Genomic DNA, 25,695 nt, shown 5'->3' with positions numbered 1-25,695 from the left:
TCCACCGCAGCCGGAGCCCGTCCACCGATGTTCATCCTGAGCCGCCTCGACAGCGTGCCGCCCGAGTCCTTCCAGAACCAGATCCGCGAACTGGTGATCCATCACGTCGGCGAACTGAGCAGCGTCGCCATTCGTACCGACAACCCTTTGTACCCGCTGTACCAGTACGGTGTCGGCATGGAGGTGCATCAATACCTGCAGGCCATGGACGGCACCCGAGGTCTGGCCGTGCAACTGACCCTGGCCCTGGACGCCGATGCGCCGGACCACATGCTCGGCTTTGCCCTGACCCTGCCGGCCCAGGACAACCCAGATGCTTGTGCGTTGGCGTTTCTCGCCGTGGTGCCCGAGCATCGCCGCGAGGGTGTCGGCCGCGCCTTGCTGACGGATGTGCAGGCGCGCTTTGCCAGTGTCGAGCTGAACGCTTCCGTCAAGCAGGTACCTTGGTTCGAAGCGATGGGTATGCAGGTGGTGGCCGCCAGTGGCCCTCAGGTGTTGATGAGCAGCACCGGGCAGGCCAGCGGTGCGTTGATCGGGCGGCTGGATATCGCGCCGATCTACCAGACCACCGAGGTGCATCAGATTCATACCTACCTGCTCAATCAGCAGGGTGAGGATGCGATGATCGATGCAGAGCAGCAGCGGGATGAGTGGCTGGATGAGTTGACGGAGTTGGCTCGGGAATGTGTGCGGCAACGCAAGACCGTGCATTGATGGGCTGGGGCTGCCTTGCAGCCCCAGCGATTTCAGCCATGCACCCAACGCCGATGCAACCCACGCGCCAGGGCATCGAGCATGAACCCCAGCACGCCGATCAGCAGCACCATCGCCATCAGTTCCGAGTACGCCAGGCGGTCACGGGTATCGAGAATGAAGTACCCAAGCCCGGCACTCACCCCCAGCATCTCGCACGGCACCAGCACGATCCACAGGATGCCGATGGCCAAGCGCACGCCGGTCAGCACATGGCCGATCACTCCGGGGATGATCACCTTGCACAAGGTTTCCCAGCGCGTGGCGCTCAGGCTGCGGCTCAGTTGCAGCCAGCGCGGGTCCAGCTGGCGTACGCCAGCGGCGGTGTTGAGCAGGATCGGCCATAGCGCCGCGAATGCCAGGAGGAAGTAGATCGGCTGGTCACCCACGCCCATCAGCATCACCACCACCGGCATCCACGACAAGGGCGAGATCATTCGCAGGAACTGGAAGGCCGGTGTGGTCGCCGCCTCCAGGTGCCGGTAGCTGCCCACCAGCAGGCCCAGTGGCACACCGATCAACAACGCCAGCAACAGGCCGATCAGAATGCGCTTGAGGCTGACCCAGATATGTCCGTAGACCTCACCCTGCCCCAGCAACTCGGCGAGGCTGGCCAAGGTCGCCTGGGGCGAGAAGCGTGCCGACAGGCCATCGACCTCGCCAAACAGCCCCACCCCGGCCCACCACAACAGCAATAACCCCAGCAGCCCAGCCATACCCAGGCCTGCATGTACGACGTGCTTGCGCATCAGACCACAAACTCCTCGCTACGCTCGAAGCTGTCGGCGATGCCGAACACCGACGGGCCGCCGACGGCGGCAATGGCATTGCGCACGAAGCGGTCGTCGACCAGGTCGCGGGCAGTCTGCGCCGGATCCAGCCCGGCTAGGAAACCACTTTCGCCTTCAATCAGCGTGCCTTTCAGGCGCTTGACCAGTTCCTCGGTGTAGCTGGGGAACGGGTACGGCTGGAAGTCGATGCGCTTCTCGTCCCACTGCTGGTGCTGGATGGCCCCGCTGGCGATGTAACCGGCTCGGTCTTCGGCGGCAGGTGCCAGGACCTTGGCCAGCACCGCCGGCTCATGCGGGGTGTACTTGTTGGGGCCGGACTTGGACAGCAGCGCCGCCGCTTCGGCGCGGTGGTCGCGGGTCCAGTGCTGCGCGTTGACGATAGCGTTGACCACCTTCTGCGACCACTCGGGGCGGTTGTTGAGGTCATGTTCGTGCATGAACACCACGCAACAGGCATGGTTGCGCCAGACATCGCCGGTAAAGCGCTGCACCCGGCCGACCTTTAGGTTCTCGGCCAGGGCGTTGAACGGCTCGGCGACGATGTAACCGGCAATGCGCTTGCTGGCCAGGGCCGGCGGCATGTCCGACGGTGGCAGCACCAGCAGGTTGACCTCGTTGGCGGCCAGCGCTGCGTTGGCCGGCTTGGACACAGGCGTGAGGCCGTTGTCGTTGAGCATCTGCTGCAGCACCACGTTGTGGATCGAGTACCAGAACGGAATGGCCACGGTCTTGCCGCCCAGCTGCTTCATGTCGGTAATGTCCGGCGCCACTGTCAGGCCCGAGCCGCCGACATGGTTCCAGGCCACCACTTTGGCTGGCACCTTGCTGCCATAACGCGCCCACACGGTCATCGGCGACAACAGGTGAATCACGTTGACCTGGCCCGAGATGAACGCCTCGATCACCTGGGCCCAGCTGCGCAGCAGCACCGGGCGCTCGGCCTTGATGCCTTCGGCCTCGAACAGGCCGTTGTTGTGCGCCACCAGCAACGGCGTGGCGTCAGTGATCGGCAGGTAGCCGATGCGCACTGGCGCGTCCGGCTCGGCGGCCGCGCGCGCCTGCAGGCTCGACAGCAGCGGCAAGGCGCCAGCGGCGGTGAGCATGGCACTGAGCTTGAGGAAATCGCGACGCGAAGAAGTGGAACAGCAGTCATCCATGCACATGGACAGCCTCCGAGGGCAACGAGGAAGAGGAAGGTTCGGCTGTGCGGCTTGCCCGCCGAAGGGTTTTGAGGATGTCGATGCGCAAAGCGCCCAGTTCTTCGACTCGCTGCGCCCGCGGCTGCGGCAGGTCGATGTGCCATCGGCCGAGAACCTGCGCGGGGTGGTTGCCCAGTAGCAGAACCCGGTCGGACAACAGCAAGGCTTCGTCAATATCGTGGGTGATCAGCACCGCGGCGGTGTTGTGCGTGGCGATCAATTGCAAGAGCAATTGCTGCATGTCGGCACGGGTCACCTCGTCCAGCGCCCCAAAGGGCTCATCGAGCAGCAGCACTTCGGGTTGGCGGGCCAGGCAACGGGCCAGCGCGGTGCGCTGGGCCATGCCGCCCGACAGCTGCGCCGGGTAGTGATCGCGCGCATGCACCAGGCCCACGGCGGCGATCGCATGGTCGATGCGCGCGCGGCGCTCAGCTGCGGCCAGCTTGGGTTGGCGGGCGAAATCCAGGCCGAAGGCGACGTTCTTTTCCAGGCTCAGCCAGGGCAGCAGGCTGGGGTCCTGAAAAGCCACCGCCAGGCGTGGGTGCGGGCCTTGCAGCGGTTCGCCGTGCAGGCTCACGCTACCACCTCGCGGTTGCTGCAGACCGGCCAGCACCCGCAACAGGCTGGACTTGCCGACACCGCTGGGGCCGAGGATGGTCACCACCTCCCCCGGCGCCAGCTGCAGGTCGAAGCGCGCCAGCACTTCCTGCCAGCCGCCGTCGCGCGGGTAGCCCAGGCTGATGTCGCGGGCTTCGAGCAACACTCGGCTCATGCGCTGGCCGCCTGCCGGTGCAGTTCGGCGCGCAGTTGCACCAGGCTCGGGGTGACGATCGGCACGAACGCCGACTCACGCCAGCGGCGCGCGAAACCGGCGCCGAATTCGTCCAGATAAGCCTTGCCACCGCTGGCCTGCAGCTCCAGTTGTACGGCGTCGGAGGCACATTCGGCCAAGGTGATGCGGAGCTTGAACAGCGCGGCCGGCTGGCCCTGAAAACGCCCTTCGAGCAACCCATGCTTGAGTTCGGCCACGGTGTTTTCCAGGCGTTCCTTGAGTACCTGGCGGTGCTCTTCGAGGAACGAAAGACGCCCATGCAGATGCTCATGCACTTCGTCCAGCGAGCGCCGTGCCAGGCCGATGGCCATGCCACACTGCAGGGCGAGAAATGCCGGGCGCACCTTGGGCAGGAACTCTCGGGCGTTTTCGTGCAGCAGCCAGTCGCGGCTTAGGTCTACCTGATGGAATGCCAATGCGGCCGTATTGCTCGATTGCAGGCCCATCAGTGCCAGGTCGTCCGAACGCTCCAGGCCGCGGGCATCGGACGGGATGGCCAGCACGAACGGCGCGCCGCCCGCATCGTCTTCGATGGCCGCTGCCACCACGAAGCCGCTCTTGCGCAGGTTGGTCACCCAGTGCAGGCGCCCTTCGAGCGCCCAGCCATCGGCTTGCGGGCGGCCGCGCACCTGCAGTGCCTCGATGCCGGAGAGAAATTTCATGGCATTGGAAAGGCCGGTGGCGCCCGCCTGTTCGCCCGTCAGCAATCCCGGCATCAGGCGTTCGCGCAGCGCCTGGTTGGGGCTTTGCAGCAGGTATTCGATAAAGGCGCGCTGGCCCCAGCACACGAACGCCGATGCCAGTGAATGGCTGGCGATGGCGGCAATGGCCTCAACCGCGTCAGTCACTTCACCGCCGCTGCCTCCCAGTGCCGGGTCGACACCCACGCGCAGCAACTGCGACTCGGCGATGTGGGCCAACACCAGCTGCGGGTCGCACTGGCCTTGGTCGATTGCTTCGGCATTGGCATCCAGCCACTGCGCAAATCCAGCATCAAGCATATCCCTACTCCTTTTGATCAGCAGGCGCCGCGGCGCTCTGTGCGGATTACGCAGGCTGCCAGCGGTACTTGCTCAGCTCGTCGTTGAGCGGCGTCTGGGCGAACACATTAGCAAAGTTGCACAGGGTTGCGAGGCTCACACCAAGAATCACTTCAAGCGCGTTGCCCTCGGTGAAACCGGCTTCGCGAAACGCCTGGTAAGTGGCTTCGCTGACATTGCCACGGGTGGCGATGACTTCGCGGGCGAATGCAGCCAGCGTCTCGTAGCGTGCGTCCGGGAGTTCGCCACGGGCGCGCAGCGCATCGACCACTTCCTGCGGCAGCTTGGCCTTGTTCAGGGCCACGGCGGTGTGGCCAGCCACGCAGAAGTCGCAGCCGTGCTGGGTAGCAGCGATCAGTTGCACCACTTCACGCTCGGCCAGGGTCAGCTCGGATTTGCCGTTCAAGGCCGAGACGGTCACGTAGGTTTCCAGGGCCGCTGGGGCATTCGCCAGCACGCCGAGCAGGTTGGGGATGAAGCCGGAATTTTTCTGGGCATTTTCAAGAAACGGACGAGCCGCTTCCGGGGCGCTCTGCAGCGTGTGTAAAGTAATGCGCGAAGACATGGAGTGGACTCCTTCGATGAGTGTCCCTACAGTCTGTTGGTTATAAGAATCACGCTCCATATTCATCAGTCGCCTTTCCTTGCTCCTGAGTCTTTGCATTAGATGATTTCATCCAGCCACCTCGTCGATTGGTTATTAGAAGGGCTTGAGCTGGACGCCAGCCTGTTCCATGTCGGCCGCTATTGCGGTGGCTGGCACGCCAGCACCCAGGGCATGGGCCGCGCCAGTTTCCACCTGGTGGTACAGGGGCACTGCTGGCTGCACATCGATGGGAAGGCCGAGGCCGTGCGCCTGGAGGCCGGGGATGCGGTGTTTCTGCTGCGTGACTTGGCTTATCGGTTGTCCAGCGACCAAGACCCGCTGAGCGCATGCGCCCAACCGCGCCAGACGATGCAGCAGTTGGATGCCAACGCCAACGACGGTGTGGGACTGGTGTGCGGTTTTTTTGATTTCCGCCCGGGGCTGTCGTCACTGATCGTCGAGGGCTTGGCCGACTGGATCGTACTGCGCGCTGATGAGCCGGACGCACATGCCGCGCGTGCGTTGTTCGAACTGATCTTGGAAGAATGCCGACGCTCGCCCTCGCAAACATTGCTGGAGCGGCTGACCCACCTACTATTCCTTTATGTACTGCGTCAGCAGGTACATGGTGGGCATGCGCTCGGCGGGCTGGTCGCCCTCGCCCGACAGCCAGCGTTCGCCGGGTTGTTGGCGCAATTGATCGAACAACCCGGGCAGGCGTGGACACTGGAAAGCATGGCGGCGTGCACGGGCCTGTCGCGCTCGGCGTTTTTCAAACGCTTCGTGGATGTGGCCGGGCAATCACCGGGGCAGGTATTGCTGGCCTTGCGCATGCGTCATGCCTGCCAGCTGCTGCAGGCGGGCAACACCGTTGAGCAAGTGGGTGCTCAGGTGGGGTATCAGTCGGTGGCGGCATTCACCCGCGCGTTTGCCAAAGCGGTGGGCTTGCAGCCAGGCGCGTACCGCAGGCAACACGAGGCGCGCTGAGGGTCACCGCCTGTTCAAGACTGGCTGGCCGGGATCCGCCGCTCGCCCATCCAGTCATTGACCTGCTGGCCAAATTCCGCTGGGGCTTTGCGCCCGAAGCGCCGCGACAGGTCGAGAATGGTCTGTTGCGCCAGCGCCTCTTCCATACGCTTCTGCGCACCCAGCATCACGGCATGAATCGCACAGGTGCCTTCGGTCGCCCAGCCCGGTGGCGAGCCGTCGAACAGCGTGCAGCGGCTGCGGATTTCACGGCAGTCGAAGATCTTCTTCGGCCCATCGATGGCATTGACGATATCCAGCACGGTGATCTCGTCCGACGGCCGGGCCAGTCGAAAGCCGCCACGCACGCCTTCAGTCGCAGCGACCAGCTTGGCACGGGCCAGCTTGGTGAAGACCTTGGCCAGGTACTCCTGCGGCACACCCTGCAGCTCCGCCAGGTCGCGCACGCTGGACTCGCGGGTGTCCCCACGCTCGTCCACCAGGTACAGCAGGCAATGGATGCCGTATTCGACACCCGCACTGTAGAGCGACATATCAATCTCCGACTAGATTTGTCGCAAATAGTACGCTGATCCCTACACATTGGCAAAGTGAAAATGCCCCGCTCGTCGCCACGCAAACCTAGCAAAAACACCTCTTAAACCGCCAAATATGCGCTTTTCAGCGATTTCCTCTGAGGCAGTGACAAGCCCCGAACGCAAAAAAAGCTTGCGGCTCTTAACTACGATCAATACAGTCGCAGTTATTCGAGAGACACACAAACCCTCGAAGCCCCATTACCCAAGGAGCACCTTCATGAAATCGAACATCCTGATCATCGGTGCCGGCTTTGCCGGTGTATGGAGCGCCCTCAGCGCCGCCCGCCTGCTCGACCAGGCCCAGCGCGACGACCTGAGCATCAGCGTGCTGGCCCCTCAGCCGGAACTGCGCATCCGCCCGCGCTTCTATGAAGCCGACGTGCATGGCATGAAGGCGCCGCTGAGTGAGTTGTTCGAAGCCGTGGGCGTCCACTTCATCGAAGGCCATGCCCAGGCCATCGACAGCGAAGCGCGGAGCGTCAGCTTCACCGACGCCAATGGCCAACCCCAGCAGATCGCCTACGACCGCCTGATCCTCGCCGCCGGTAGCCAGGTGGCACGCCCGGCAGTCCCAGGCCTTGCCGAACACACCTTCGATGTCGACCAGATGGAGTCGGCCGTACACCTTGAGCAGCACCTGGCGGGCCTGGCTGCCCTGCCCGCCTCGCCGGCACGCAACACCGTGGTGGTGTGCGGCGGTGGCTTTACCGGTATCGAGACCGCGACTGAAATGCCGGACCGCTTGCGTGCCGTGCTCGGCGACGCCGCCGTGCGCGTGCTGGTGGTCGACCGTGGCGCGAAAGTTGGGGAAGCGCTGGGCGCGGGCATCACGCCAGCAATCGTCTCCGCCTGCGAACATGCCGGTGTTGAGTGGCTGGCCGGTACCTCGGTGGTCGCGGTCGATGCCGGTGGCGTGACCCTGGACAACGGCGAGTACATCGCCAGCAAGACCGTGATCTGGACCGTGGGCGTCAAAGCCAGCCCGCTGACCGCGCAAGTGGCCGGCGAGCGTGACAACTTTGGCCGCCTCAAGGTCGACGACCACCTCAAGGTCATCGGCCAGGCACACATCTACGCCACCGGCGACACCGCCTGGGCCGCCGTCGATGAACTGGGCAACCATGCCCTGATGACCTGCCAGCACGCCATCCCCATGGGCCGCCACTCGGGCAACAACGCCATGGCCGACCTGCTCGGCGAACAGCCGGTGATCTACCGCCAGCCCAAGTACGTAACGTGCCTGGACCTCGGTGGCTGGGGCGCGGCGTTCAGCGAAGGCTGGGAGCGCGAGCTGAAACTCGAGGGCCAGGAAGGCAAGAATCTCAAGCGCCAGATCAACGGGATCTGGATCTACCCGCCAGCCGCTGATCGCGCCTTGGCCCTGGCTGCCGCAGACCCGGCAATCGCCATCGTTTAACGGCAACTTCCTGACAAAACCGTCAACAAATGACGGTTTTGTCAGTTCTGGTCGTTACATTGAATGACTGGTCAATAATGCTGGCCATATGGCATCATTGAAATCAAAAACTATTCAAGAGGGTGAGGCACACACTTAAATCCGCAGCGCATCGAGAGCTTGGCATCACCCCGGTGACCCGGCCTTCCGTCCATGCTCTTGACGCCTGCACGCCACCGTCAAGGAGCATTCCATGCAGTTACGGAATATGAAGATCGGCACTCGCGCGGCAAGCGCATTCGCCCTGTTGGGCGTTCTGGTCATGGCCATGGGCCTTACCGCACTCTACGAAACCCGGCAGATGGACAAGGCCACGGATGAAATCCGTGTGACCTGGATGCCCGCCGTGGTCGCCCTCAGTGAAATCAGCACCAACCTCGGCCGCGCCCGCGCCGTCACACTGCGCGCCGCGCTGGATGACAGCCCCAGCGAGCGCCTGCGCAACATCGACCTGCTCAAAGGCATCAACCAACAGCTCAACGATGGCCTGAAGGACTATGAGGCCACGATCATCGCCGCCGATGACCGTGCCCTGTTCAACACCTTCAATGCCGCCCACCAACAGTACCTCGACCTCCAGGCCCGGGTGCTGCAGGACATCGCTGGCGGACGTATGGACGAGGCCAAGCAACAGATCGCCGGCCCCCTTACCCAGTACGCCGACAGCATGATGAAAGCCATGACGGCGTTGATCAGCTATAACGGAAGCGGTGCCGATCAGGCCTCGCAGCGCAGCAGCGATGTGGCCGACGAAGCTTTTACTGCCGTCATTGGCGCGCTGTTGGTGATCATGCTCGCCCTGGCCGCCATTGCCACTGCCCTCACCCGCAGCATCGTCGTGCCGCTGGCCGATGCCGTGGCCGTGGCCGAACGCGTGGCCACCGGCGACCTGACCCAGGACATCAAGGTCACCGGCCGCGATGAGCCAGCCCTGCTGCTGCGTGCCCTGAGCCGCATGCAGGCCAGCCTGCGCGACACCCTGCGCAAGATCGCCGCCTCGTCCGACCAACTTGCATCGGCCTCGGAAGAACTGCACACCGTGACGGAAGACACCAGCCGCGGCCTGCATCAGCAAAGCGCGGAAATCGACCAGGCGGCCACAGCCGTGAATCAGATGACCGCTGCCGTCGAGGAAGTAGCGAATAATGCGGTGAGCACCGCCGACGCCTCCCAGGGCGCCGACCGCACTACCCGCGATGGCCGCGAACAGGTCAATCAGGCGCTGGCCTCAATCCAGCACCTGGTCGATGACGTCACCGGCACCTCTGCCGAGATCGAGCAGTTGGCTAACAATGCCAACGAGATCAGCCGCGTGCTCGATGTGATCGGGGCGATCGCCGGGCAGACCAATCTGCTGGCACTCAATGCCGCCATCGAAGCCGCGCGTGCCGGTGAGGCCGGCCGGGGTTTTGCCGTGGTCGCCGACGAGGTACGCGCCCTCGCCCACCGCACCCAGCAGTCCACTGCGGAGATTGAGCAGATGATCGCCGGGATCCAGAACGGTACCGAGCGGGCGGTGACGGCCATGCACAGCAGCCAAGGCCGGGCGACCGGTACACTGGAAGTGGCACAGGGTGCCGGGCAAGCGCTGGAGGTAATTGCCGAGGCCATCGCGTCGATCAACCAGCGCAATCTGGTGATCGCCAGTGCTTCGGAGGAACAGGCACAGGTGGCGCGGGAGGTGGATCGCAACCTGGTGAACATTCGCGATCTGGCGATGCAGACCTCGGCGGGGGCCAACCAGACCAGTGCGGCGGCGCAGGATCTGTCGCGCTTGGCGGTGGATTTGAACGGCATGGTGGCGCAGTTCAAGGTTTGATCTGAAACAGCTGGGGCCGCGTTGCGGCCCCAGTCACTGCCCTCAATCGTTGACGCTGAGGGCCCGCACAACTTTCTCAGCCTTGCCTCGCGTAGCCAGGCAATAGTAAAGCGGCACCGTCACGATCAACCCAAACAGCCACGACAAATCCGCCCCTTCGACAATATTCGAATACGGCCCCACATACAGCGCCGTATTGGCAAACGGCAGCTGCACCAGGATCCCGCACGCATAGGCAATGATCGCGTGATGGTTGAAACGCCCGTAGATCCCGCCATCAGCGCGGAAGATCGAGGCAATGTCGTACTCGCCCTTCTTGATCAGGTAGAAGTCGATCAGGTTGATCGAAGCCCACGGCACCAGCACCAGCAGCAGCGCCAGAATCAAGCCGATGAACTGGCCGATGAAGTCCGCCGAAGCGTTCAGCGCAACCAGGCCACACGCCACCAGAATCACTGCCGCCAAGATCACCCGCACCTTGATGCTGGGCGTCCACTGCGCCGCAAAGGTCTGGATCGCGGTGACGATCGACAGCACCGCGCCATACAGGTTGAGGGCGTTGTGGCTGATGATGTTGAGCAGGAACAGCACCATCAGGATCGGGCCCAGCCAGCCGGTGGCCTGCTTGACCGCGTCCATCGCGTCAGTGCCTTGCGGCACGCACAGCACCGCCACGGCACCAAAGCTGAAGCACAGGATGGTGCCCAGGGTGGCGCCGAAATAGGTCGCCCAGAACGGCTTGGCAATCCCCACTTCCTTGGGCAGGTAGCGCGAGTAGTCAGAGGTGTACGGCGAGAAGCTGATCTGCCAGATGGTGCCCAGCGACACGGTGGCGATGAAGCCCGACAGGTTGAACGCGCCACGGCTGAAGAAGTCGCCCGGCAAGTCCTGGATGAACATCATGATGAAGCCGGCCAGCAGCGCCGAGCCCATCACCCAGGTGCCGATACGGTTGAGGATATGGATGAAGCGGTAGCCAATCACACCGATGGCCGTCGCGCTCAGGGCACCGATCACGATCGCCCCCGACATCGGCACGCTGGGGGCGATGCCGTGGATGGTTTTGCCGGCCAGGACGATGTTGGAAATGAAGAAGCCGACGTAGATCAGCGCGGTGAAGAACACGATCAGCAAGGCGCCGTAACGGCCGAACTGGCCGCGGCTCTGCACCATCTGTGGAATGCCCAGCTGCGGTCCCTGCGCAGACGCCAGGGCGATGACCACGCCCCCGATCAGATGGCCCAGCACGATGGCGACCAGCCCCCACAACAGGTTCAGGTGGAACACCTGGACCACCATGGCGCCGGTGACGATGGGCAGTGGCGCAATGTTGGTGCTGAACCAGAGGGTGAACAGGTCGCGCGCCTTCCCATGGCGCTCGGCAGGTGGAACGTAATCGACCGTGTGATTCTCGACAAACTGGTGTTGCGATGACGGTTGGGACATGGTTTTCAGCTCGAAAGGTCGTTTTTATCTTTGTAAGGAAACCGCGTCTAGGCGGCCTCTCAGCTGCGGACCATATTATGGTATTCCAAGCTTTTGACAACACTGATTCGGCTTAAAAAACTGTAACTGATCCGGTTCAGCAACCGTAGCCAAGCCGCTACAGTTTGTTAGAGCCCTCTATTCATGCGGGTTTGCGCCATTCATCGTGATTCTGCCGCGTTGGAAAATTCCGCTTGCAAATCGAGTATTACGGTATACCATCAGACACATCAACGATAAAAAGCGGTCCACCGCTGCCCCATTCGAGGTACACGCCATGATCGACTCAACCGTCTACAAGAACGTCCTGGGCTCCTTCCCGTCGGGCGTCACCGTCATCACCACCCTGGACGACGACGGCTCGATCGTCGGCCTCACCGCCAGCGCCTTCTCTTCCCTGTCGATGGACCCGCCGTTGGTGCTGTTCTGCCCCAACTACAGCTCCGATTCCTACCCTGTGCTGATCAAGAACAAGCGCTTTGCCATTCACCTGCTCTCCGGTGAACAGCAGGCCGAAGCCTACGCCTTCGCGAAAAAGGGCAAGGACAAGGCCGCCGGCATCGAGTGGACCCTGAGCGAGTTGGGCAACCCTATCCTGGCCGGTGCGACCGCCGTGATCGAATGCGAGCTGTGGCGTGAATACGAGGGCGGCGACCACGCCATCATGGTGGGCAAGGTGCACAACCTGATCGTCCCCGAGCAAGCCCCACGGCCGATGGTGTACTGCCGCGGCAAGATGGCCAGCCTGCCCGCCTTCGCCTGAAGCGCCTAGCCTTAATTACTGACGCCTGGCGCGCCAGGCGAGACTTTCAAGCTCCGAGGAATGCCCCATGAAATTTTCGTTGTTCGTACACATGGAACGTTGGGATGAACAGGTCAGCCACCGCCAGCTGTTCGAAGACCTGACCGAACTGACCCTGATGGCCGAGCACGGCGGTTTCAGCACCGTGTGGATCGGCGAACACCACGCCATGGAATACACCATCTCGCCAAGCCCGATGCCGCTGCTGGCCTACCTCGCCGCACGCACCGAGAAGATCCGCCTGGGCGCCGGCACCATCATTGCACCGTTCTGGAACCCGATCCGCGTGGCCGGCGAATGCGCCTTGCTTGACGTGATCAGCAATGGCCGCATGGAAGTGGGCCTGGCGCGCGGCGCCTACCAGTTCGAATTCGACCGTATGGCAGGCGGCATGCCGGCCACCGACGGCGGCAAGGCCCTGCGTGAAATGGTCCCGGTGGTGCGCAAGCTGTGGGAAGGCGACTACGCCCATGAAGGCGAGGTCTACAAGTTCCCCACCTCCACCAGCGTACCGAAGCCGTTCAACGCCACGCCGCCGATGTGGATCGCCGCCCGTGACCCGGACTCGCACAACTTCGCCGTGGCCAATGGCTGCAACGTGATGGTCACCCCGCTGATGAAGGGCGACGAAGAAGTACTGGACCTGAAAAACAAGTTCCAGGCCGCACTCGACAACAACCCGGACGTCCCGCGCCCGCAACTGATGGTGCTGCGCCACACCCACGTGCACAGCCCGTCCGAGCCGGAGGGTTGGAAGGTCGGCGCCCAGGCCATCTCGCGCTTCTACCGCACCTTCGATGCCTGGTTCGGCAACAAGACCGTACCGGTCAATGGCTTCCTGGAGCCGAGCCCGGAGTCCAAGTTCGCCGAAGTGCCGGCGTTCCAGCTGGAGAACATCCGCAAGAACACCATGATCGGCACCCCGGAAGAAATCATCGCGCGCATCAAGTACTACCAGGAACTGGGCGTCGACGAGTTCAGCTTCTGGTGCGACAACAGCCTGCCCCACGCCGAGAAGAAGAAGTCGCTCGAGCTGTTCATCAAGGAAGTGGTACCGGCGTTCGCCTGAATTCCCATTGCCTGAAGCAGTTGCGGGATCAGCCCGCTCCCGGCGGCCCGTGTGGCCCTCGCGAGCGGGCATTTTTTTGCCGGCATGACTTGATTGTTGTGGCGCCCATGAGATCGAGCGCCGCAAATCCCAATGCAGGCCATTACTCACCAACGCCGCCTTTCGTCCCCCAGCAAGAGATTTTTCCACCACCCTCTTGCACAACAAATATTATGGTATACCATCAGACAACAAGAGCTGATAACCCTCACCAGGAGCCACCCATGAGTTTCGAAATCCGCAAGATCGTCACCTACTCCGAAGAGACCCGCATCGAAGGCGGCAAGGCCACCGACAAGCCGGTGACCATGGTCGGCCTGGCCGTGGTCATCAAGAACCCATGGGCCGGTCGCGGTTTCGTTGAAGATCTGAAGCCGGAAATCCGCGCCAACTGCTCCGAGCTGGGTGCGCTGATGGTCGAGCGCCTGACCGCCGCCATCGGCGGTGCCGACAAGATCGAAGCCTACGGTAAAGCTGCCGTAGTCGGCGCTGACGGCGAAATCGAACACGCCTCGGCGGTCATTCACACCCTGCGCTTCGGCAACCACTACCGCGAAGCCGTGCAGGCCAAGAGCTACCTGAGCTTCACCAACAAGCGTGGCGGCCCGGGTACCTCGATCCAGATCCCGATGATGCAGAAGGACGACGAAGGCCTGCGTTCGCACTACATCACCCTGGAAATGCAAATCGAAGATGCCCCGCGTGCCGACGAAATCGTCGTGGTGCTGGGCGCCGCCGACGGTGGCCGCCTGCACCCGCGCATCGGCAACCGCTACATCGACCTGGAAGAACTGGCTGCCGAAAAAGCCAACGCTCAATAACAACAACCAAGACGGGCCTGGGCGTGGCGTGAATACCCGCCGCGCCCGACCTTCAAGGAGCGCCCTCCATGATTCAGCCTGTCGCTGAACGTACACCGGCCGGCACCAGCTACCTGGTCCAAGGCCAGGGCCAACCCGTGGTGCTGATCCACGGCGTGGGCCTGAACAAGGAAATGTGGGGCGGGCAGTTCGTCGGCCTGGCCAACGACTACCGCGTCATCGCCTACGATATGCTCGGCCACGGCCAGAGCGCGCTGCCTGCCGCCGACACCGGCCTGGAAGGCTACGCCGCGCAGCTGGCCGAACTGCTCGACCACCTGCAGATTACCCAGGCGACCGTGATCGGTTTCTCCATGGGTGGCCTGGTCGCCCGCGCCTTTGCACTCAACTACCCGCAGCGCCTGTCTGCACTGGTGGTGCTCAACAGCGTGTTCAACCGCACCCCGGAACAGAGCGCCGGCGTCATCGCCCGCGCCGCCCAGGCTGCCGAACAAGGCCCCGACGCCAATGTCGATGCCGCCCTCGACCGCTGGTTCAGCCGTGAATACAAGGCCGCCAACCCGGCGCAGGTCGCCGCGATTCGCCAAGTGCTGGCGAGCAACGACCCGCAGGGCTATCACACCACTTACTCGCTGTTCGCCACCCAGGACATGTATCGCGCAGGCGACCTGGGCAGTATCCAGGTGCCAACGCTGATCGCCACCGGCGAACTCGACTCGGGTTCCACCCCGGCCATGACCCGCCAGCTCGCCGCCAGCATCCCCGGCGCGCAGAGCGTGGTCCTCGCCGAGCAACGGCATATGATGCCGGTGGAAGCCCCGCGCGAAGTCAACAAGATGCTGCTGGACTTCCTTAAACAAGCCCGCACCCTCACCGAATCCGCCAAGGGGATTGTTGCATGACCCTCGTTCGTTTCCAGATGTGCATCGACGGCCAATGGCTCGATGCCCAGAGCGGCAAGACCTTCGACAGCCTCAACCCGGCCACCGCCCAAGCCTGGGCGCAACTGCCCGACGCCGACGAAGCCGATGTGGAACTGGCCGTGCAGGCCGCCCAGCGTGCTTTCGACAGCAAGGCCTGGCGCAGCATCACCGCCACCGCGCGGGGCAAACTGTTGCGTCGCCTGGGCGATCTGATTGCCGAAAACAAAGAGCATCTGGCCCAGCTGGAAAGCCGTGACAACGGCAAGCTGATCCGCGAAACCCGCGGCCAGGTCGGCTACCTGCCGGAGTTCTTCCACTACACGGCGGGCCTGGCCGACAAGCTCGAAGGTGGCACGCTGCCGCTGGACAAGCCGGACCTGTTCGCCTACACCGTGCACGAGCCGATCGGCGTGGTGGCCGGGATCATCCCGTGGAACAGCCCGCTGTACCTGACCGCAATCAAGCTCGCCCCGGCTCTGGCCGCCGGCAACACCATCGTGCTCAAGCCGTCCGAGCATGCCTCGGCGACCATCCTCGAACTGGCCCGCCTGGCCCTGGAAGCCGGCTTCCCGCCAGGCGTGGTCAACGTGGTCACCGGCTACGGCCCAAGCACCGGCGCGGCGCTGACCCGCCACCCGCTGGTACGCAAGATCGCCTTCACCGGCGGCGCCGCCACTGCCCGCCATGTGGTGCGCAGCAGCGCCGAAAACTTCGCCAAGCTGTCGCTGGAGCTGGGCGGCAAGTCGCCGAACATCATCTTTGCCGACGCCGACCTGGACAGCGCCATCAACGGCGCCGTCGCCGGCATTTATGCCGCCTCCGGGCAAAGCTGCGTAGCCGGTTCGCGCCTGCTGGTGCAGGACGAGATCTTTGACGAATTCGTCGCCCGCCTGGTCGAGCGCGCCAAGCGCATCAAGATCGGCAACCCGCAAGATGACGCCAGCGAAATGGGCCCGATGGCCACCGCCCAGCAACTGGCCGTGGTCGAAGGGCTGGTCGCCGCCGCCAAGGCCGAAGGGGCCAAGCTGCACCTGGGCGGCAAGCGTGCCGAGGTCGAGGGTGACGGCTGGTTCTACGAGCCGACCCTGTTCGAGTGCGACAGCAACTCGATGACCATCATGCAGGAAGAAGTGTTCGGCCCGGTCGCAGCGGTGATCCGCTTCAAGACCGAGGAAGAAGCCCTGGAGATTGCCAACGACTCGCAGTTCGGCCTGGCCGCCGGCATCTGGACCCGCGACCTGGGCCGTGCCCACCGCCTGGCCCGCGACGTGCGTTCGGGGATCATCTGGGTCAACACCTACCGCGCGGTGTCGGCCATGGCGCCGATCGGCGGCTTCAAGAACAGCGGCTACGGCCGTGAAAGCGGCATCGATTCGGTGCTCGCCTATACCGAGCTGAAGACCGTGTGGATCAACCTGTCCACCGCACCGATGCCCGACCCGTTCGTGATGCGCTAAGAGGTAATACAAGATGATCGAACCTGGCATCTACAAAGACGTGATGGGCTCCTTCCCGTCCGGGGTCACGGTGGTCACCACCCTGGACGCCGACGGCGGTATCGTCGGCATCACCGCCAGCGCCTTCAGCGCGCTGTCGATCGACCCGGCGCTGGTGCTGTTCTGCCCCAATTACGCCTCCGACACCTACCCGATCCTGCGTGACAGCAAGCAGTTCGCGATCCACCTGCTGTCCGCTGACCAGACCGCCGAGGCCTATGCCTTCGCCGGCAAGGGCAAGGACAAGGCCAACGGCATCGACTGGCACCTGAGCGAGCTGGGCAACCCGTTGCTGGCCAAGGCCACGGCGATCATCGAGTGCGAACTGTGGCGCGAGTACGACGGCGGTGACCACGCGATCATCGTCGGCGCGGTGAAGAACCTGGTGCTGCCGGCCGACCCCGCCACGCCGATGGTCTACCACAAAGGCAAGCTGGGCGCCCTGCCCCCGCTTGGCTGAAACCCTTTTAGGGGCCGCGCGACCTTCTCACCCTTGGTTGCGGCCCCTGTTTTGATTCGGAGCTAGGCAATGAGCAACGAAAAGTACGAGAAAGGCCTGCAGATCCGCACCCAGGTGCTGGGCGAAGAGTATGTGAACCGCTCGATCCAGAATGCAGATGAGTTCACCAAGCCGTTGCAGGAGTTGGTCACCGAGTATTGCTGGGGCCACGTCTGGGGCCGTGATGGCTTGTCGCTGAAAGAGCGCAGCATGATAAACTTGGCCATGATTTCCGCGCTCAACCGGCCCCACGAGCTCAAGCTGCACATTCGCGGCGCATTGCGTAATGGCCTGAGCCGTGAACAGATTCGCGAGATCCTGCTCCAGGTCGGCATTTATTGCGGCGTGCCCGCGGCGGTGGACAGTTTCCGCCTGGCCCGCGAGGCGTTCGCCGAAGCCGATGCGGAGTCAACCCGTTAACAACGGGCTGTTCGAACCACTGCAAGGAGTGCCTCGGTTCAGGGGGCTCCGCGATGTTGGCGCAACAGCCTCATAAAGAGCGCACCTGATGAAACGCCAGCCACTCGACGACAGCTTCAAGGTCAACCGCAACCCCGTTACCCTGCGTGAAATCGTGCTCGACAAGCTGCGCGGCGCGATCATGAACTTCCACCTGCTCCCGGGCGACCGCCTGGTCGAGCGCGACCTCTGCGACCGCCTTGGCGTCAGCCGCACCTCGGTGCGCGAAGCGTTGCGCCACCTGGAGTCCGAAGGCCTGGTGGAATTCGCCGACGCCAAGGGCCCACGCGTGGCCATCATCACCCTGGAAGACGCCCGCGACATCTACGAGCTGCGTTGCGTGCTCGAAGGCCTGATCGTGCAGCTGTTCACCCTCAACGCCAAGGCCAAGGACATTCGTGCCCTGGAGCGGGCGCTGGAGGTCAACCGCGAGGCGCTGGAAGAAGGCGAACTGCAGCAGGTGCTGGATTCGGTGCAAGGCTTCTACGACGTGCTGCTGGAAGGCTCCGGCAACCAGGTCGCGGCCCAGCAACTGCGCCAGCTGCAGGCACGCATCAGCTACCTGCGCGCCACTTCGGTGTCGCAGGAAAACCGCCGTGGTGCCAGCAACCGTGAGATGGAAAAGATCGTCGAGGCGATCAAGGGCGGCGACCCGCTGGTGGCCCACCAGGCCTCGGTCGATCACGTCCGCGCCGCTGCGAAAGTGGCCCTGGACTACCTGCGCCAGAAGCAGGACGACAACACCAAGGTGCGCGACATCGTCGAGCCCCTGGCCCTCAAGGAACCTCGCATAGGCCGCTGACCATGCCCAACGCCCCGCGCTACTGCCCGCACTGCACCACGGAACTGGCCCGGGGCGTTCCCACTGGCGACACCCACGAACGCCTGCACTGCACCGGTTGCGGTTACATCCATTACATCAACCCGAAGATCATCGCCGGCTGCATCATCGAGCGTGACGGCAAGTACCTGCTGTGCCAGCGTGCGATACCGCCACGCCCCGGCACCTGGACCTTGCCGGCCGGTTTCATGGAAGCCGGCGAAACCACCGAGCAGGCGGCGCTGCGCGAGGTGTGGGAAGAAAGCGGCGTGCGCGGTGAAATCGTCTCGCCCTACTCCATTTTCAGCGTGGCGAAGATCAGCGAGGTGTACATTATCTTCCGCGCCATCGCCACTGAAGAAACCGGGCAGTTCGGGGCGGAAACGCTGGATTACAAGTTTTTCGCGCCGGACGAGATCCCCTGGGAAGAGATCTACTACCCGGCGATTCGACAGATTCTCGAGCGCTACATCCTTGAGCGCCAGGCTGGGGTCTACGGGATCTACATGGGCAATGACGATACCGGTAAGGTCCATTTCATTCGCTGAGCCTGCTCGGGCCTCTTCGCGGATTCACCCGCGAAGAGGCCCGCCCAGACGAAACAAACCCCTCGCCAATTCACCATTCTCAGTGCACCCTTATCCTCCCAGGCAAAGGATCGGCGAAAACACATGGCAAAGTGGCTAGACGGCGGCGGGCTCATGGCCGAGCGCATCCGCCAGCACGACTGGAGCAGCACCCCGCTTGGCCCGCTGGAGGCCTGGCCAGCCGCACTCAAGACAACGGTTGCCCTGTGCCTGGCCTCGCGCTTTCCGCAAGCAGTGCTCTGGGGTGATGAACTGATTACCCTGTACAACGATGCCTTCGCGCCGATCCTGGGTAACAAACCGCTGGCACTGGGCCACCCATTCAGCGAAGTATGGCAAGAAGCCTGGTCCGACATCGGCGCCATGGCCGACCGCGCCCTGGCCGGCGAAGCGGTGTACATCGAAGATTTCCCGCTGATCATCAACCGCAATGGCGGCCCCGAGCGTGCCTACTTCACGTTCTGCTACAGCCCGATCCGTGGCGAGGACGGCAGCGTGCTGGGCATGCTCGACACGGTGACCGAAACCACCACCAGCGTGGTCAACAGCCAGCGCCTGAACTTCCTCGACAACCTGGGCCGCGAAGTGGCCAACGCCACCGACCCGGAACGGATCATGGCCATCACCACACGCATGCTGGTGGAGCATCTGCAACTGTCCAGCTGCGCCTATGCGGTGATGGACGCCGACCAAGATGGCTTCAATATCTGTGGCGACGCGGTGGCACCCGGCTCACCCCGGCTGATCGGGCAGTACCGGCTGGCCGATTTCGGCCGTCTGGCCGTCAGCCGCCTGCAGGCGGGCGAGCCGCTGGTGATCAATGACAACCTCAATGAGCTGGCCATTGATGAAGCCGCCACGTTCCAGGCCATTGGCATCACCGCGACCATCTGCATGCCGCTGATCAAGGACGGTCGCCTTACCGCGCTGATGGCGATCCACGACAACGTACCGCGCGTCTGGACCGGCTATGAACTGCGCTTGATCAGCGAAGTGACCGAACGTTGCTGGTCGCACATCCAGCGGGTCCAGGCCCATGCCGAAGTGCGCGAGGCGATGGCGGCACTCGAGGCGCTCAATGCCACGCTGGAGCACCGTGTCGAAGAACGCACCACCCAGCTGCTGCACACCGAGGCTATCCTGCGCCAAACGCAGAAGCTCGAAGCCATCGGACAGCTCACTGGCGGCGTCGCCCATGACTTCAACAACCTGCTGACCATCATCCGCTCGTCACTGCACTTCCTGCAGCGCCCGAACCTCGACGAAGCCCGCCGCGAGCGTTACCTGAAGACCATGGCCGACACCGTCGACCGTGGTGCCAAGCTGACCGGCCAACTGCTCGCCTTCGCCCGTCGGCAGGCCTTGAGCCCGCAAGTGTTCGAGGCCGGGCCACGGCTGCAGGCCATGGCCGACATGCTCGATACGGCCACCGGGGCGCGTATTCAGGTGCAGCTGGAACTACCAGAAACCCCTTGCCACATCCGTGCCGACCTCAGCCAGCTCGAGACCGCAGTGATCAACCTGATGCTCAATGGCCGCGATGCAATGGCCGGCGAAGGGATTCTGCGGCTGCGCCTGCAAGCTGACCAGCTCATGCCGGGCTTACGTGGGCAGCCTGGTCAAGATGGGCCATTCGCGGCCATTTCGGTGATGGACAGTGGCGTCGGCATCGCGGCAGCGTTGCTCGATCGCATCTTCGACCCCTTCTTCACCACCAAGGCACCCGGTGAAGGCACCGGCCTTGGCCTGTCTCAGGTGTTCGGTTTTGCCAAGCAGTCCGGTGGCGATGTCGAGGTGACCAGCGTCGAGGGCCAGGGCACGACTTTTACTCTTTACCTGCCACAAGAGGCGCCACCCACCGACCTGGCAGATGCGACCGTCAGCCCCAGCCAACCCGAGATTAGCGGTGGGCGACGGCGAATACTGGTGGTGGAGGACAACCCCGACCTCGGCACCTTTACCGCGCAAATTCTTGAGGATCACGGCTACCAGATCAGTTGGGCAAAATCGGCCGAAGACGCCTTGGCCCAGTTGGCCGGCGAGGCTGGTGATTTCGATGCCGTTTTTTCTGACGTCGTCATGCCCGGCATGGGCGGCCTGGCGCTGGCCCGCGAGCTGCGGCACCAGCGCCCGCAACTGCCGGTGATCCTGACATCGGGCTATAGCGACGCGATTGCCGAAGGCGGACACCAAGGATTTCCCTTCCTGGCCAAGCCGTACTCGGCCGAACAGGTGTGCCAGATGCTTGGCAAAGTCCTGGGTACCTGAATAGCCGTTTAACGCGGGTTCGCCAGCAAGCTCGCCACACTCTGCGCCAGCTCGGCGCGACGGTAGGGCTTGCGCAACACCTCGAAGCCCTTGAGCTCCCGGGGTGTCAGGTTGGCGTAGCCGGTGATGATCAACACCGGCAGGTCAGCCTGGCGCTCGCGCATAAGCTGGGCGAAACGAACGCCGGTCATCTCGGCCATGACGTGGTCGGTCACCAGAACGTCCGGCAGCCAGCCCTGCTCCACCAGCTGCAGCGCTGCCGCGGCGCTGGCGGCCTCGGTCACCTCGTAGCCCAGATCGCGCAATTGCAGCGCTGTGGCATGGCGCACGATGGCTTCGTCATCCACCAGCAATACCCGGCTGGCACGGTCGGCCAGCGGCACGTCGGCCATCCCACAGTCGCGGCAGACCGCCGGGACATCGCTGGCTGGCAGCCACAAGGTGGCGATAGTTCCCTCGCCCTGATGCGAACTGATCTCGAAACCACCGCCCGACTGCACGGCCAGGCCCTGCACCATTGGCAAACCAAGGCCGGTGCCTTTGCCTACGCCCTTGGTGGAGTAGAACGGCTCGATGCAGCGGCGCAGTTGTTCCTCGCTCATGCCGCTACCACTGTCGCGCACCTGCAGCCAGACCATCCGCCCCGCAGCCAACCCCACCGGTCGGGGAGGCCCATCGGCATCGAGACCGGCGGCAATGCTCAGCGCACCGCCGTCGACCATGGCGTCACGGGCATTGACCACCAGGTTGAGCACCGCCAGCTCCAGTTGGTGCGGGTCGACCACCACCGCGGGTAACGCCGGGTCGATCTGCACCTGCACGGCGAGGGTCGGGCCAAGCGAGCGCGCCATCAACTCGCGCATGTCCTCCACCAAAGCGGCCAGCGCCACGGCCTGGGGCTTCAGGGTCTGACGGCGGGCGAAACTAAGCAAGCGCCCGACCAGGTTGCGCGCCCGTTCGGCGGCCTGCAGACCGCCGTCGATCAGGCGCGGGGCGCGCTCGGACTGGGGGTGCCTGCGCATCAGCTCGAATGACGCGATGATCGGCGTGAGCATGTTGTTGAGGTCATGGGCAATACCACCGGTCAACTGCCCGATCATCTCCAGTTTGTGCGCTTCGTGCAGTTGCAGCAGCGCCGCCTCACGTTCGGCCAATGCGGCCGCCACGCGCTCCTCCAAGCTTTCGTTGAGCAGGTGCAAGGCACGCTCCGCGCGGGCGTGGGTAATGGCGGCCCATGCTTGCTTGGCAGCGTCTTCCACCAGCGTGCTTTCGTCTTCGACGCACGGATGCGGCGTGTGAAAGTGCACAGCAAGCATCGCTTCCAGCCGACCTGCGCGCAGTACCGGCACATGCAGCGTGGTGCGCTGGCCGCTGCCTGAAACCTGCTGTACCACCTGCCCCACTGCCAGCTGCTCACGCAGGGAGGGTCCGTAAGTCGCATAACGGTGCAGGCCAACCATCGAAGGCACGCGCTCGGCCCATTCGCACGCCACCTTGAAGCCTAAGCCGTCGCCCTGGTCTTCACCGAAATACACCTGCGCCGCGCCAAGATGCTGGGCCAGGCGACATACCGCATAGGCCTCTATGCGGTCTGCCTCCCCCAGCCCCGGCAAGGTCCGGCCGAGCTCCAGCAGAAACGCCTGACGCCGCTGGAAGCGCACTCGCTCCGTGGTTTCGGTGACCAGGCAGAGCACGCCACCGACGCTGCCATCAGCCTCGCGCACGGCGGAATAGGACACGTCGAAGTATACGGTCTCACCCACGCCGCGACGTTCTATGTAAAAGGGGCGATCCTTGGCCGAGAACGTCTGGCCAGTCTCGCGCACACCACGCAGCAAGGGCTCCAGGTCGTCCCACAGCTCACGCCAGTTTTCCTTGCCGGGGCGGCCCAGGGCCTGGGGATGCTTGGTACCGATGGTCGGCGCATAGGCATCATTATAAAGCGCCACATAATCCGCCCCCCAGAACAGCACGAACTGCGCCTGGGCCGGCAGCAAGGTGGCCATCACCGCCTGCAGGTGCGGCGACCAGGCCGCGGGCGGGCCGAGCGGCGAATCGTGCCAGTCCATCGATTGCAGCAGGCTGCCGATGGCGCCACCGTTGAGCAGAAAGTGCAGTGGCGGATTCTGGTTATCGGGTTGCTGAAACACGTTCATGTCTGGGAAGTCCCGGCCACATTGCCATCCATCTGAGGATAGGAGATGTGCAATCAACGGTTCGTTCCACAGGATTTCAGCGGTCGATCAACGGCGTCCTTCGGCCAGCATGCGCAGGGCCAGGCCGGCTAGCACGGTGCCCATCAGCCAGCGCTGAACCTGCTGCCATACGGGGCGCCCGGCGAGGAACACGGCAATGGACCCCGCCATCACCGCGATCAGTGCATTGACCGTGACACTGATCGCGATCTGCGTCGAACCCAGCACCAGCGACTGGGTCAGCACACTGCCGTGTCCTGGCACGATGAACTGGGGCATCAGCGAGAGGTACATGACGGCGATCTTGGGGTTGAGCAGACTGGTGGCCAGTCCCATGCCGAACAGCCGTCGCGGGCTGTCCGCTGGCAGGTCGCGCAGCTGAAACGGCGAACGGCCGCCGGGGCGCAGGGCTTGCCAGGCCAGGTACAGCAAGTACAGCGCGCCGCCGATACGCAGCGCGTCATAGGCGAACGGCACCGCCATCATCAGTGCCGTGATGCCCAACGCGGCACTGCACATGTAGATGACGAACCCCAGGGCCACACCGCCGAGCGAAATCAACCCGGCCTGGCGGCCCTGGCAGATCGAGCGGGAGATCAGGTAGATCATGTTCGGGCCGGGAGTCAGGACCATGCCCAGGCAGATCAGGGCGAAGGTCAACAGCTGGGTGGTTTCGGGCATGTGGCAGTTCGCTGTCAGGGGGTGAGGAACGCCAAGTGTATCCGCGAATGAGCCCTATGCATCAAGCAAACTGCTCGGCGATCAATACTCCAGCCACCACGATCATCGCCAGCCCCGACACCCGCCCGACCACCTTCGCCGCCCCCGGCCGGGTACTCAACACGGCTTTGGCGCCGTAGCCCACCAGCGAATAGATCACCAGCGAACTGCACAGGTGCACCAACCCCAGCAGCAGGATCTGCAGCGGCACCGGCCAGCTCGACTGCGGGTCGGTGAACTGCGGCAGCAAGGCCAGGAACAGCAGAAACACTTTGGGGTTGAGCCCACTCACGCAAAAGCCCTTGAATGCCCAGCGCGAGCCGCTATCGCCCGCACCGCCCTGCCCGACTTCCGGCACCGCCGGGCTGAGCAACAGGTTGCCGCCCAGCCACAGCAGGTAAATGCAGCCCGCCAGGGTCAGCAGCATCAGCGCCAGCGGATGCCCGGCCAGCAGGCTGCCTACCCCCGCCGCCACCACCAGGGTGGCCAGGAAATGCCCGGACAACATGCCCGCCACCGCCGGCATCACCCAGCGCCCGCGCATGCCGGCTGAGATGGCATAAGCCCAATCGGCACCGGGGGTGATCACGAACAGCAACGACACGGCCCAGAACGCCGTCAGCACACTGATTGCCACTTGAGTCTTCCTTCACACGATTTCGGGATGAAGAAAGCGTACGGATTCCAACGGGGGATTATCTTTCGTATATTTCCCAATTATCATCGAATATTAGAAGATTCTTCCCAATGGACAGAACCGACCGCAAGATCCTTGCCGAACTGCAAAAAGATGGTCGCCTCTCGGTCACCGAACTCGCCGACCGCGTGGGCCTCAGCCTGTCGCCCTGCCATCGGCGACTGAAGGCGCTGGAAGAGGCCGGCGCCATCCTCGGTTACCACGCGCGCCTGGCTCCAGCGGCGCTGGGGCTGAACTTCGCCGCGCTGGTGTTCGTCACCCTGCGTGAAGTCACCCGCCAGCCGGTGGCGGATTTCGAGGCGGCGCTGGGCGAGATACCGCAGATCGTTGAAGCGCAGCGGCTGTTCGGCGACCCGGACTACCTGCTGCATGTGGTGGCAAAGGACTTGCCGGCGTTCCAGAAGCTGTATGACGAGCAACTGACCAGCATTCCCAATGTGAAACGCCTGAGCTCGACGCTGGTGATGAAAGAGGTGATCCAGGACCGCCTGTTGCCCATGTAAGCCTGCACTTCAATCGAGCACCCCGCACCATCACGACACATCCGTTCGGCGGGGTACCCACTCGAACACGCCAAGCCCGGGCCTTGCAGCCCGGTGGCCCGCTCTTTGCTACCACTCGTCCCTTAACCTTTTGTCGGCCTTAGGTTTTTTAAGGTTTATGGGCACATATTTACTAATTTCTCGTTCCCCCCGCACCCCGCATCATCGCTCCAACAAGAACGCGTCGCCCTTCGCCGGCACGCACCCGGGCAGCACCCGATGCCCAGCCTTG

25 protein-coding genes and 1 pseudogene are annotated in these 25,695 nt (G+C 63.7%); 16 read left to right on the top strand and 10 right to left on the bottom strand.

The genetic code is table 11. From position 1 onward, the window contains the following. The first annotated feature begins 27 nt into the window (after positions 1–27). Positions 28–714, top strand: coding sequence for a GNAT family N-acetyltransferase (locus ACIQUF_RS01860; RefSeq protein WP_403127536.1), 687 nt, complete (start codon positions 28–30; stop codon positions 712–714). Positions 715–746: 32 nt separating this feature from the next. On the opposite strand, the gene ACIQUF_RS01855 is transcribed toward ACIQUF_RS01860, so the two are convergent. Genes ACIQUF_RS01855 through ACIQUF_RS01835 form a run of 5 tightly spaced genes read right to left on the bottom strand, consistent with a single transcriptional unit; the run spans position 747 to position 5,180 of the window. Next, positions 747–1,502, bottom strand: coding sequence for an ABC transporter permease (locus ACIQUF_RS01855; RefSeq protein WP_403127522.1), 756 nt, complete (start codon positions 1,500–1,502; stop codon positions 747–749). Continuing rightward, positions 1,502–2,707 (bottom strand): ABC transporter substrate-binding protein, encoded by a 1,206-nt coding sequence (locus ACIQUF_RS01850; protein ID WP_403127519.1) that lies wholly within the window; start codon positions 2,705–2,707, stop codon positions 1,502–1,504. Before ACIQUF_RS01850 ends, ACIQUF_RS01855 begins: the two co-directional genes overlap by 1 nt. Beyond that, on the bottom strand, positions 2,694–3,515 hold the full coding sequence (locus ACIQUF_RS01845) for an ABC transporter ATP-binding protein (protein ID WP_403127516.1): 822 nt from the start codon (positions 3,513–3,515) through the stop codon (positions 2,694–2,696). Before ACIQUF_RS01845 ends, ACIQUF_RS01850 begins: the two co-directional genes overlap by 14 nt. Beyond that, positions 3,512–4,576, bottom strand: coding sequence for an acyl-CoA dehydrogenase family protein (locus ACIQUF_RS01840; RefSeq protein WP_403127513.1), 1,065 nt, complete (start codon positions 4,574–4,576; stop codon positions 3,512–3,514). The genes ACIQUF_RS01845 and ACIQUF_RS01840 overlap by 4 nt, the downstream gene beginning before the upstream one ends. 46 nt (positions 4,577–4,622) lie before the next feature. Next, complete coding sequence (locus tag ACIQUF_RS01835; RefSeq protein WP_403127510.1) at positions 4,623–5,180, bottom strand: carboxymuconolactone decarboxylase family protein; 558 nt, start codon at positions 5,178–5,180, stop codon at positions 4,623–4,625. Positions 5,181–5,282: 102 nt separating this feature from the next. Here ACIQUF_RS01835 and ACIQUF_RS01830 point away from each other — a divergent pair, with 102 nt between their 5' ends. Further along, positions 5,283–6,188: an AraC family transcriptional regulator gene (locus tag ACIQUF_RS01830; RefSeq protein WP_403127507.1), complete on the top strand. Its 906-nt coding sequence runs from the start codon at positions 5,283–5,285 to the stop codon at positions 6,186–6,188. Positions 6,189–6,202: 14 nt separating this feature from the next. On the opposite strand, the gene ACIQUF_RS01825 is transcribed toward ACIQUF_RS01830, so the two are convergent. Further along, entirely contained in the window at positions 6,203–6,721 is a 519-nt protein-coding gene (locus ACIQUF_RS01825) for an RrF2 family transcriptional regulator (protein WP_403127504.1), read from the bottom strand. Between the two features lie 262 nt (positions 6,722–6,983). Here ACIQUF_RS01825 and ACIQUF_RS01820 point away from each other — a divergent pair, with 262 nt between their 5' ends. The 3 genes and pseudogenes from ACIQUF_RS01820 to ACIQUF_RS01810 all read left to right on the top strand — a co-directional run bounded on the left by ACIQUF_RS01820 (position 6,984) and on the right by ACIQUF_RS01810 (position 10,041). Continuing rightward, on the top strand, positions 6,984–8,183 hold the full coding sequence (locus ACIQUF_RS01820) for an NAD(P)/FAD-dependent oxidoreductase (protein ID WP_403127501.1): 1,200 nt from the start codon (positions 6,984–6,986) through the stop codon (positions 8,181–8,183). A 232-nt stretch (positions 8,184–8,415) separates the two neighbouring features. Continuing rightward, positions 8,416–9,186 (top strand): annotated as a pseudogene (locus tag ACIQUF_RS01815) (MCP four helix bundle domain-containing protein); the annotation flags it as partial. After that, positions 9,178–10,041, top strand: coding sequence for a methyl-accepting chemotaxis protein (locus ACIQUF_RS01810; RefSeq protein ID WP_403128862.1), 864 nt, complete (start codon positions 9,178–9,180; stop codon positions 10,039–10,041). The pseudogene ACIQUF_RS01815 and the gene ACIQUF_RS01810, both read left to right, overlap by 9 nt. Positions 10,042–10,083: 42 nt before the next feature. On the opposite strand, the gene ACIQUF_RS01805 is transcribed toward ACIQUF_RS01810, so the two are convergent. Continuing rightward, positions 10,084–11,487, bottom strand: a complete 1,404-nt coding sequence (locus ACIQUF_RS01805; protein ID WP_403127499.1) for a purine-cytosine permease family protein — start codon at positions 11,485–11,487, stop codon at positions 10,084–10,086. A gap of 316 nt (positions 11,488–11,803) precedes the next feature. On the opposite strand from ACIQUF_RS01805, the gene ACIQUF_RS01800 reads away from it, so the two are divergent. From ACIQUF_RS01800 to ACIQUF_RS01755, 10 genes are all read left to right on the top strand, one after another. Beyond that, entirely contained in the window at positions 11,804–12,289 is a 486-nt protein-coding gene (locus ACIQUF_RS01800) for a flavin reductase family protein (protein ID WP_403127496.1), read from the top strand. Positions 12,290–12,356: 67 nt separating this feature from the next. Beyond that, positions 12,357–13,397, top strand: a complete 1,041-nt coding sequence (locus tag ACIQUF_RS01795) for an LLM class flavin-dependent oxidoreductase (protein WP_403127474.1) — start codon at positions 12,357–12,359, stop codon at positions 13,395–13,397. A gap of 263 nt (positions 13,398–13,660) precedes the next feature. Beyond that, entirely contained in the window at positions 13,661–14,257 is a 597-nt protein-coding gene (locus tag ACIQUF_RS01790; RefSeq protein WP_003256068.1) for an amino acid synthesis family protein, read from the top strand. Between the two features lie 68 nt (positions 14,258–14,325). Further along, entirely contained in the window at positions 14,326–15,159 is an 834-nt protein-coding gene (locus ACIQUF_RS01785) for an alpha/beta fold hydrolase (RefSeq protein WP_403127468.1), read from the top strand. Then, positions 15,156–16,637: an aldehyde dehydrogenase gene (locus ACIQUF_RS01780; protein ID WP_403127460.1), complete on the top strand. Its 1,482-nt coding sequence runs from the start codon at positions 15,156–15,158 to the stop codon at positions 16,635–16,637. The genes ACIQUF_RS01785 and ACIQUF_RS01780 overlap by 4 nt, the downstream gene beginning before the upstream one ends. Before the next feature lie 13 nt (positions 16,638–16,650). Next, the gene (locus ACIQUF_RS01775; RefSeq protein ID WP_400794819.1) at positions 16,651–17,136 is read left to right on the top strand and encodes a flavin reductase family protein; all 486 of its coding nucleotides are present in this window, start codon (positions 16,651–16,653) and stop codon (positions 17,134–17,136) included. A 69-nt stretch (positions 17,137–17,205) separates the two neighbouring features. Continuing rightward, the gene (locus tag ACIQUF_RS01770) at positions 17,206–17,595 is read left to right on the top strand and encodes a carboxymuconolactone decarboxylase family protein (protein ID WP_033697320.1); all 390 of its coding nucleotides are present in this window, start codon (positions 17,206–17,208) and stop codon (positions 17,593–17,595) included. 88 nt (positions 17,596–17,683) lie between these two features. Beyond that, on the top strand, positions 17,684–18,436 hold the full coding sequence (locus tag ACIQUF_RS01765) for a GntR family transcriptional regulator (RefSeq protein ID WP_167062359.1): 753 nt from the start codon (positions 17,684–17,686) through the stop codon (positions 18,434–18,436). Between the two features lie 2 nt (positions 18,437–18,438). Beyond that, positions 18,439–19,002 carry an NUDIX hydrolase gene (locus ACIQUF_RS01760; RefSeq protein WP_403127456.1) on the top strand — a complete coding sequence of 188 codons (564 nt, stop codon included), beginning with the start codon at positions 18,439–18,441 and terminating at the stop codon, positions 19,000–19,002. A 123-nt stretch (positions 19,003–19,125) separates the two neighbouring features. After that, complete coding sequence (locus ACIQUF_RS01755) at positions 19,126–21,309, top strand: response regulator (RefSeq protein ID WP_403127453.1); 2,184 nt, start codon at positions 19,126–19,128, stop codon at positions 21,307–21,309. An 8-nt stretch (positions 21,310–21,317) separates the two neighbouring features. Here the strand turns inward: ACIQUF_RS01755 and ACIQUF_RS01750 are convergent, their stop codons facing one another. The 3 genes from ACIQUF_RS01750 to ACIQUF_RS01740 all read right to left on the bottom strand — a co-directional run bounded on the left by ACIQUF_RS01750 (position 21,318) and on the right by ACIQUF_RS01740 (position 24,861). Beyond that, positions 21,318–23,465, bottom strand: coding sequence for a response regulator (locus ACIQUF_RS01750; RefSeq protein ID WP_403127450.1), 2,148 nt, complete (start codon positions 23,463–23,465; stop codon positions 21,318–21,320). Positions 23,466–23,552: 87 nt separating this feature from the next. Then, the gene (locus ACIQUF_RS01745) at positions 23,553–24,185 is read right to left on the bottom strand and encodes a LysE family translocator (protein ID WP_403127448.1); all 633 of its coding nucleotides are present in this window, start codon (positions 24,183–24,185) and stop codon (positions 23,553–23,555) included. A 61-nt stretch (positions 24,186–24,246) separates the two neighbouring features. Then, positions 24,247–24,861: a LysE family translocator gene (locus ACIQUF_RS01740; protein WP_403127447.1), complete on the bottom strand. Its 615-nt coding sequence runs from the start codon at positions 24,859–24,861 to the stop codon at positions 24,247–24,249. 110 nt (positions 24,862–24,971) lie between these two features. Here ACIQUF_RS01740 and ACIQUF_RS01735 point away from each other — a divergent pair, with 110 nt between their 5' ends. After that, positions 24,972–25,424 (top strand): Lrp/AsnC family transcriptional regulator, encoded by a 453-nt coding sequence (locus ACIQUF_RS01735; RefSeq protein ID WP_403127445.1) that lies wholly within the window; start codon positions 24,972–24,974, stop codon positions 25,422–25,424. Positions 25,425–25,695: the final 271 nt, after the last annotated feature.

This window comes from Pseudomonas sp. NPDC090233 (genome assembly GCF_044772285.1).
In the GTDB taxonomy this organism is placed as follows: Bacteria; Pseudomonadota; Gammaproteobacteria; order Pseudomonadales; family Pseudomonadaceae; genus Aquipseudomonas.
Note: the sequence above shows the minus strand (reverse complement) of the source record. Positions and strands in the feature narration are given on the sequence as shown.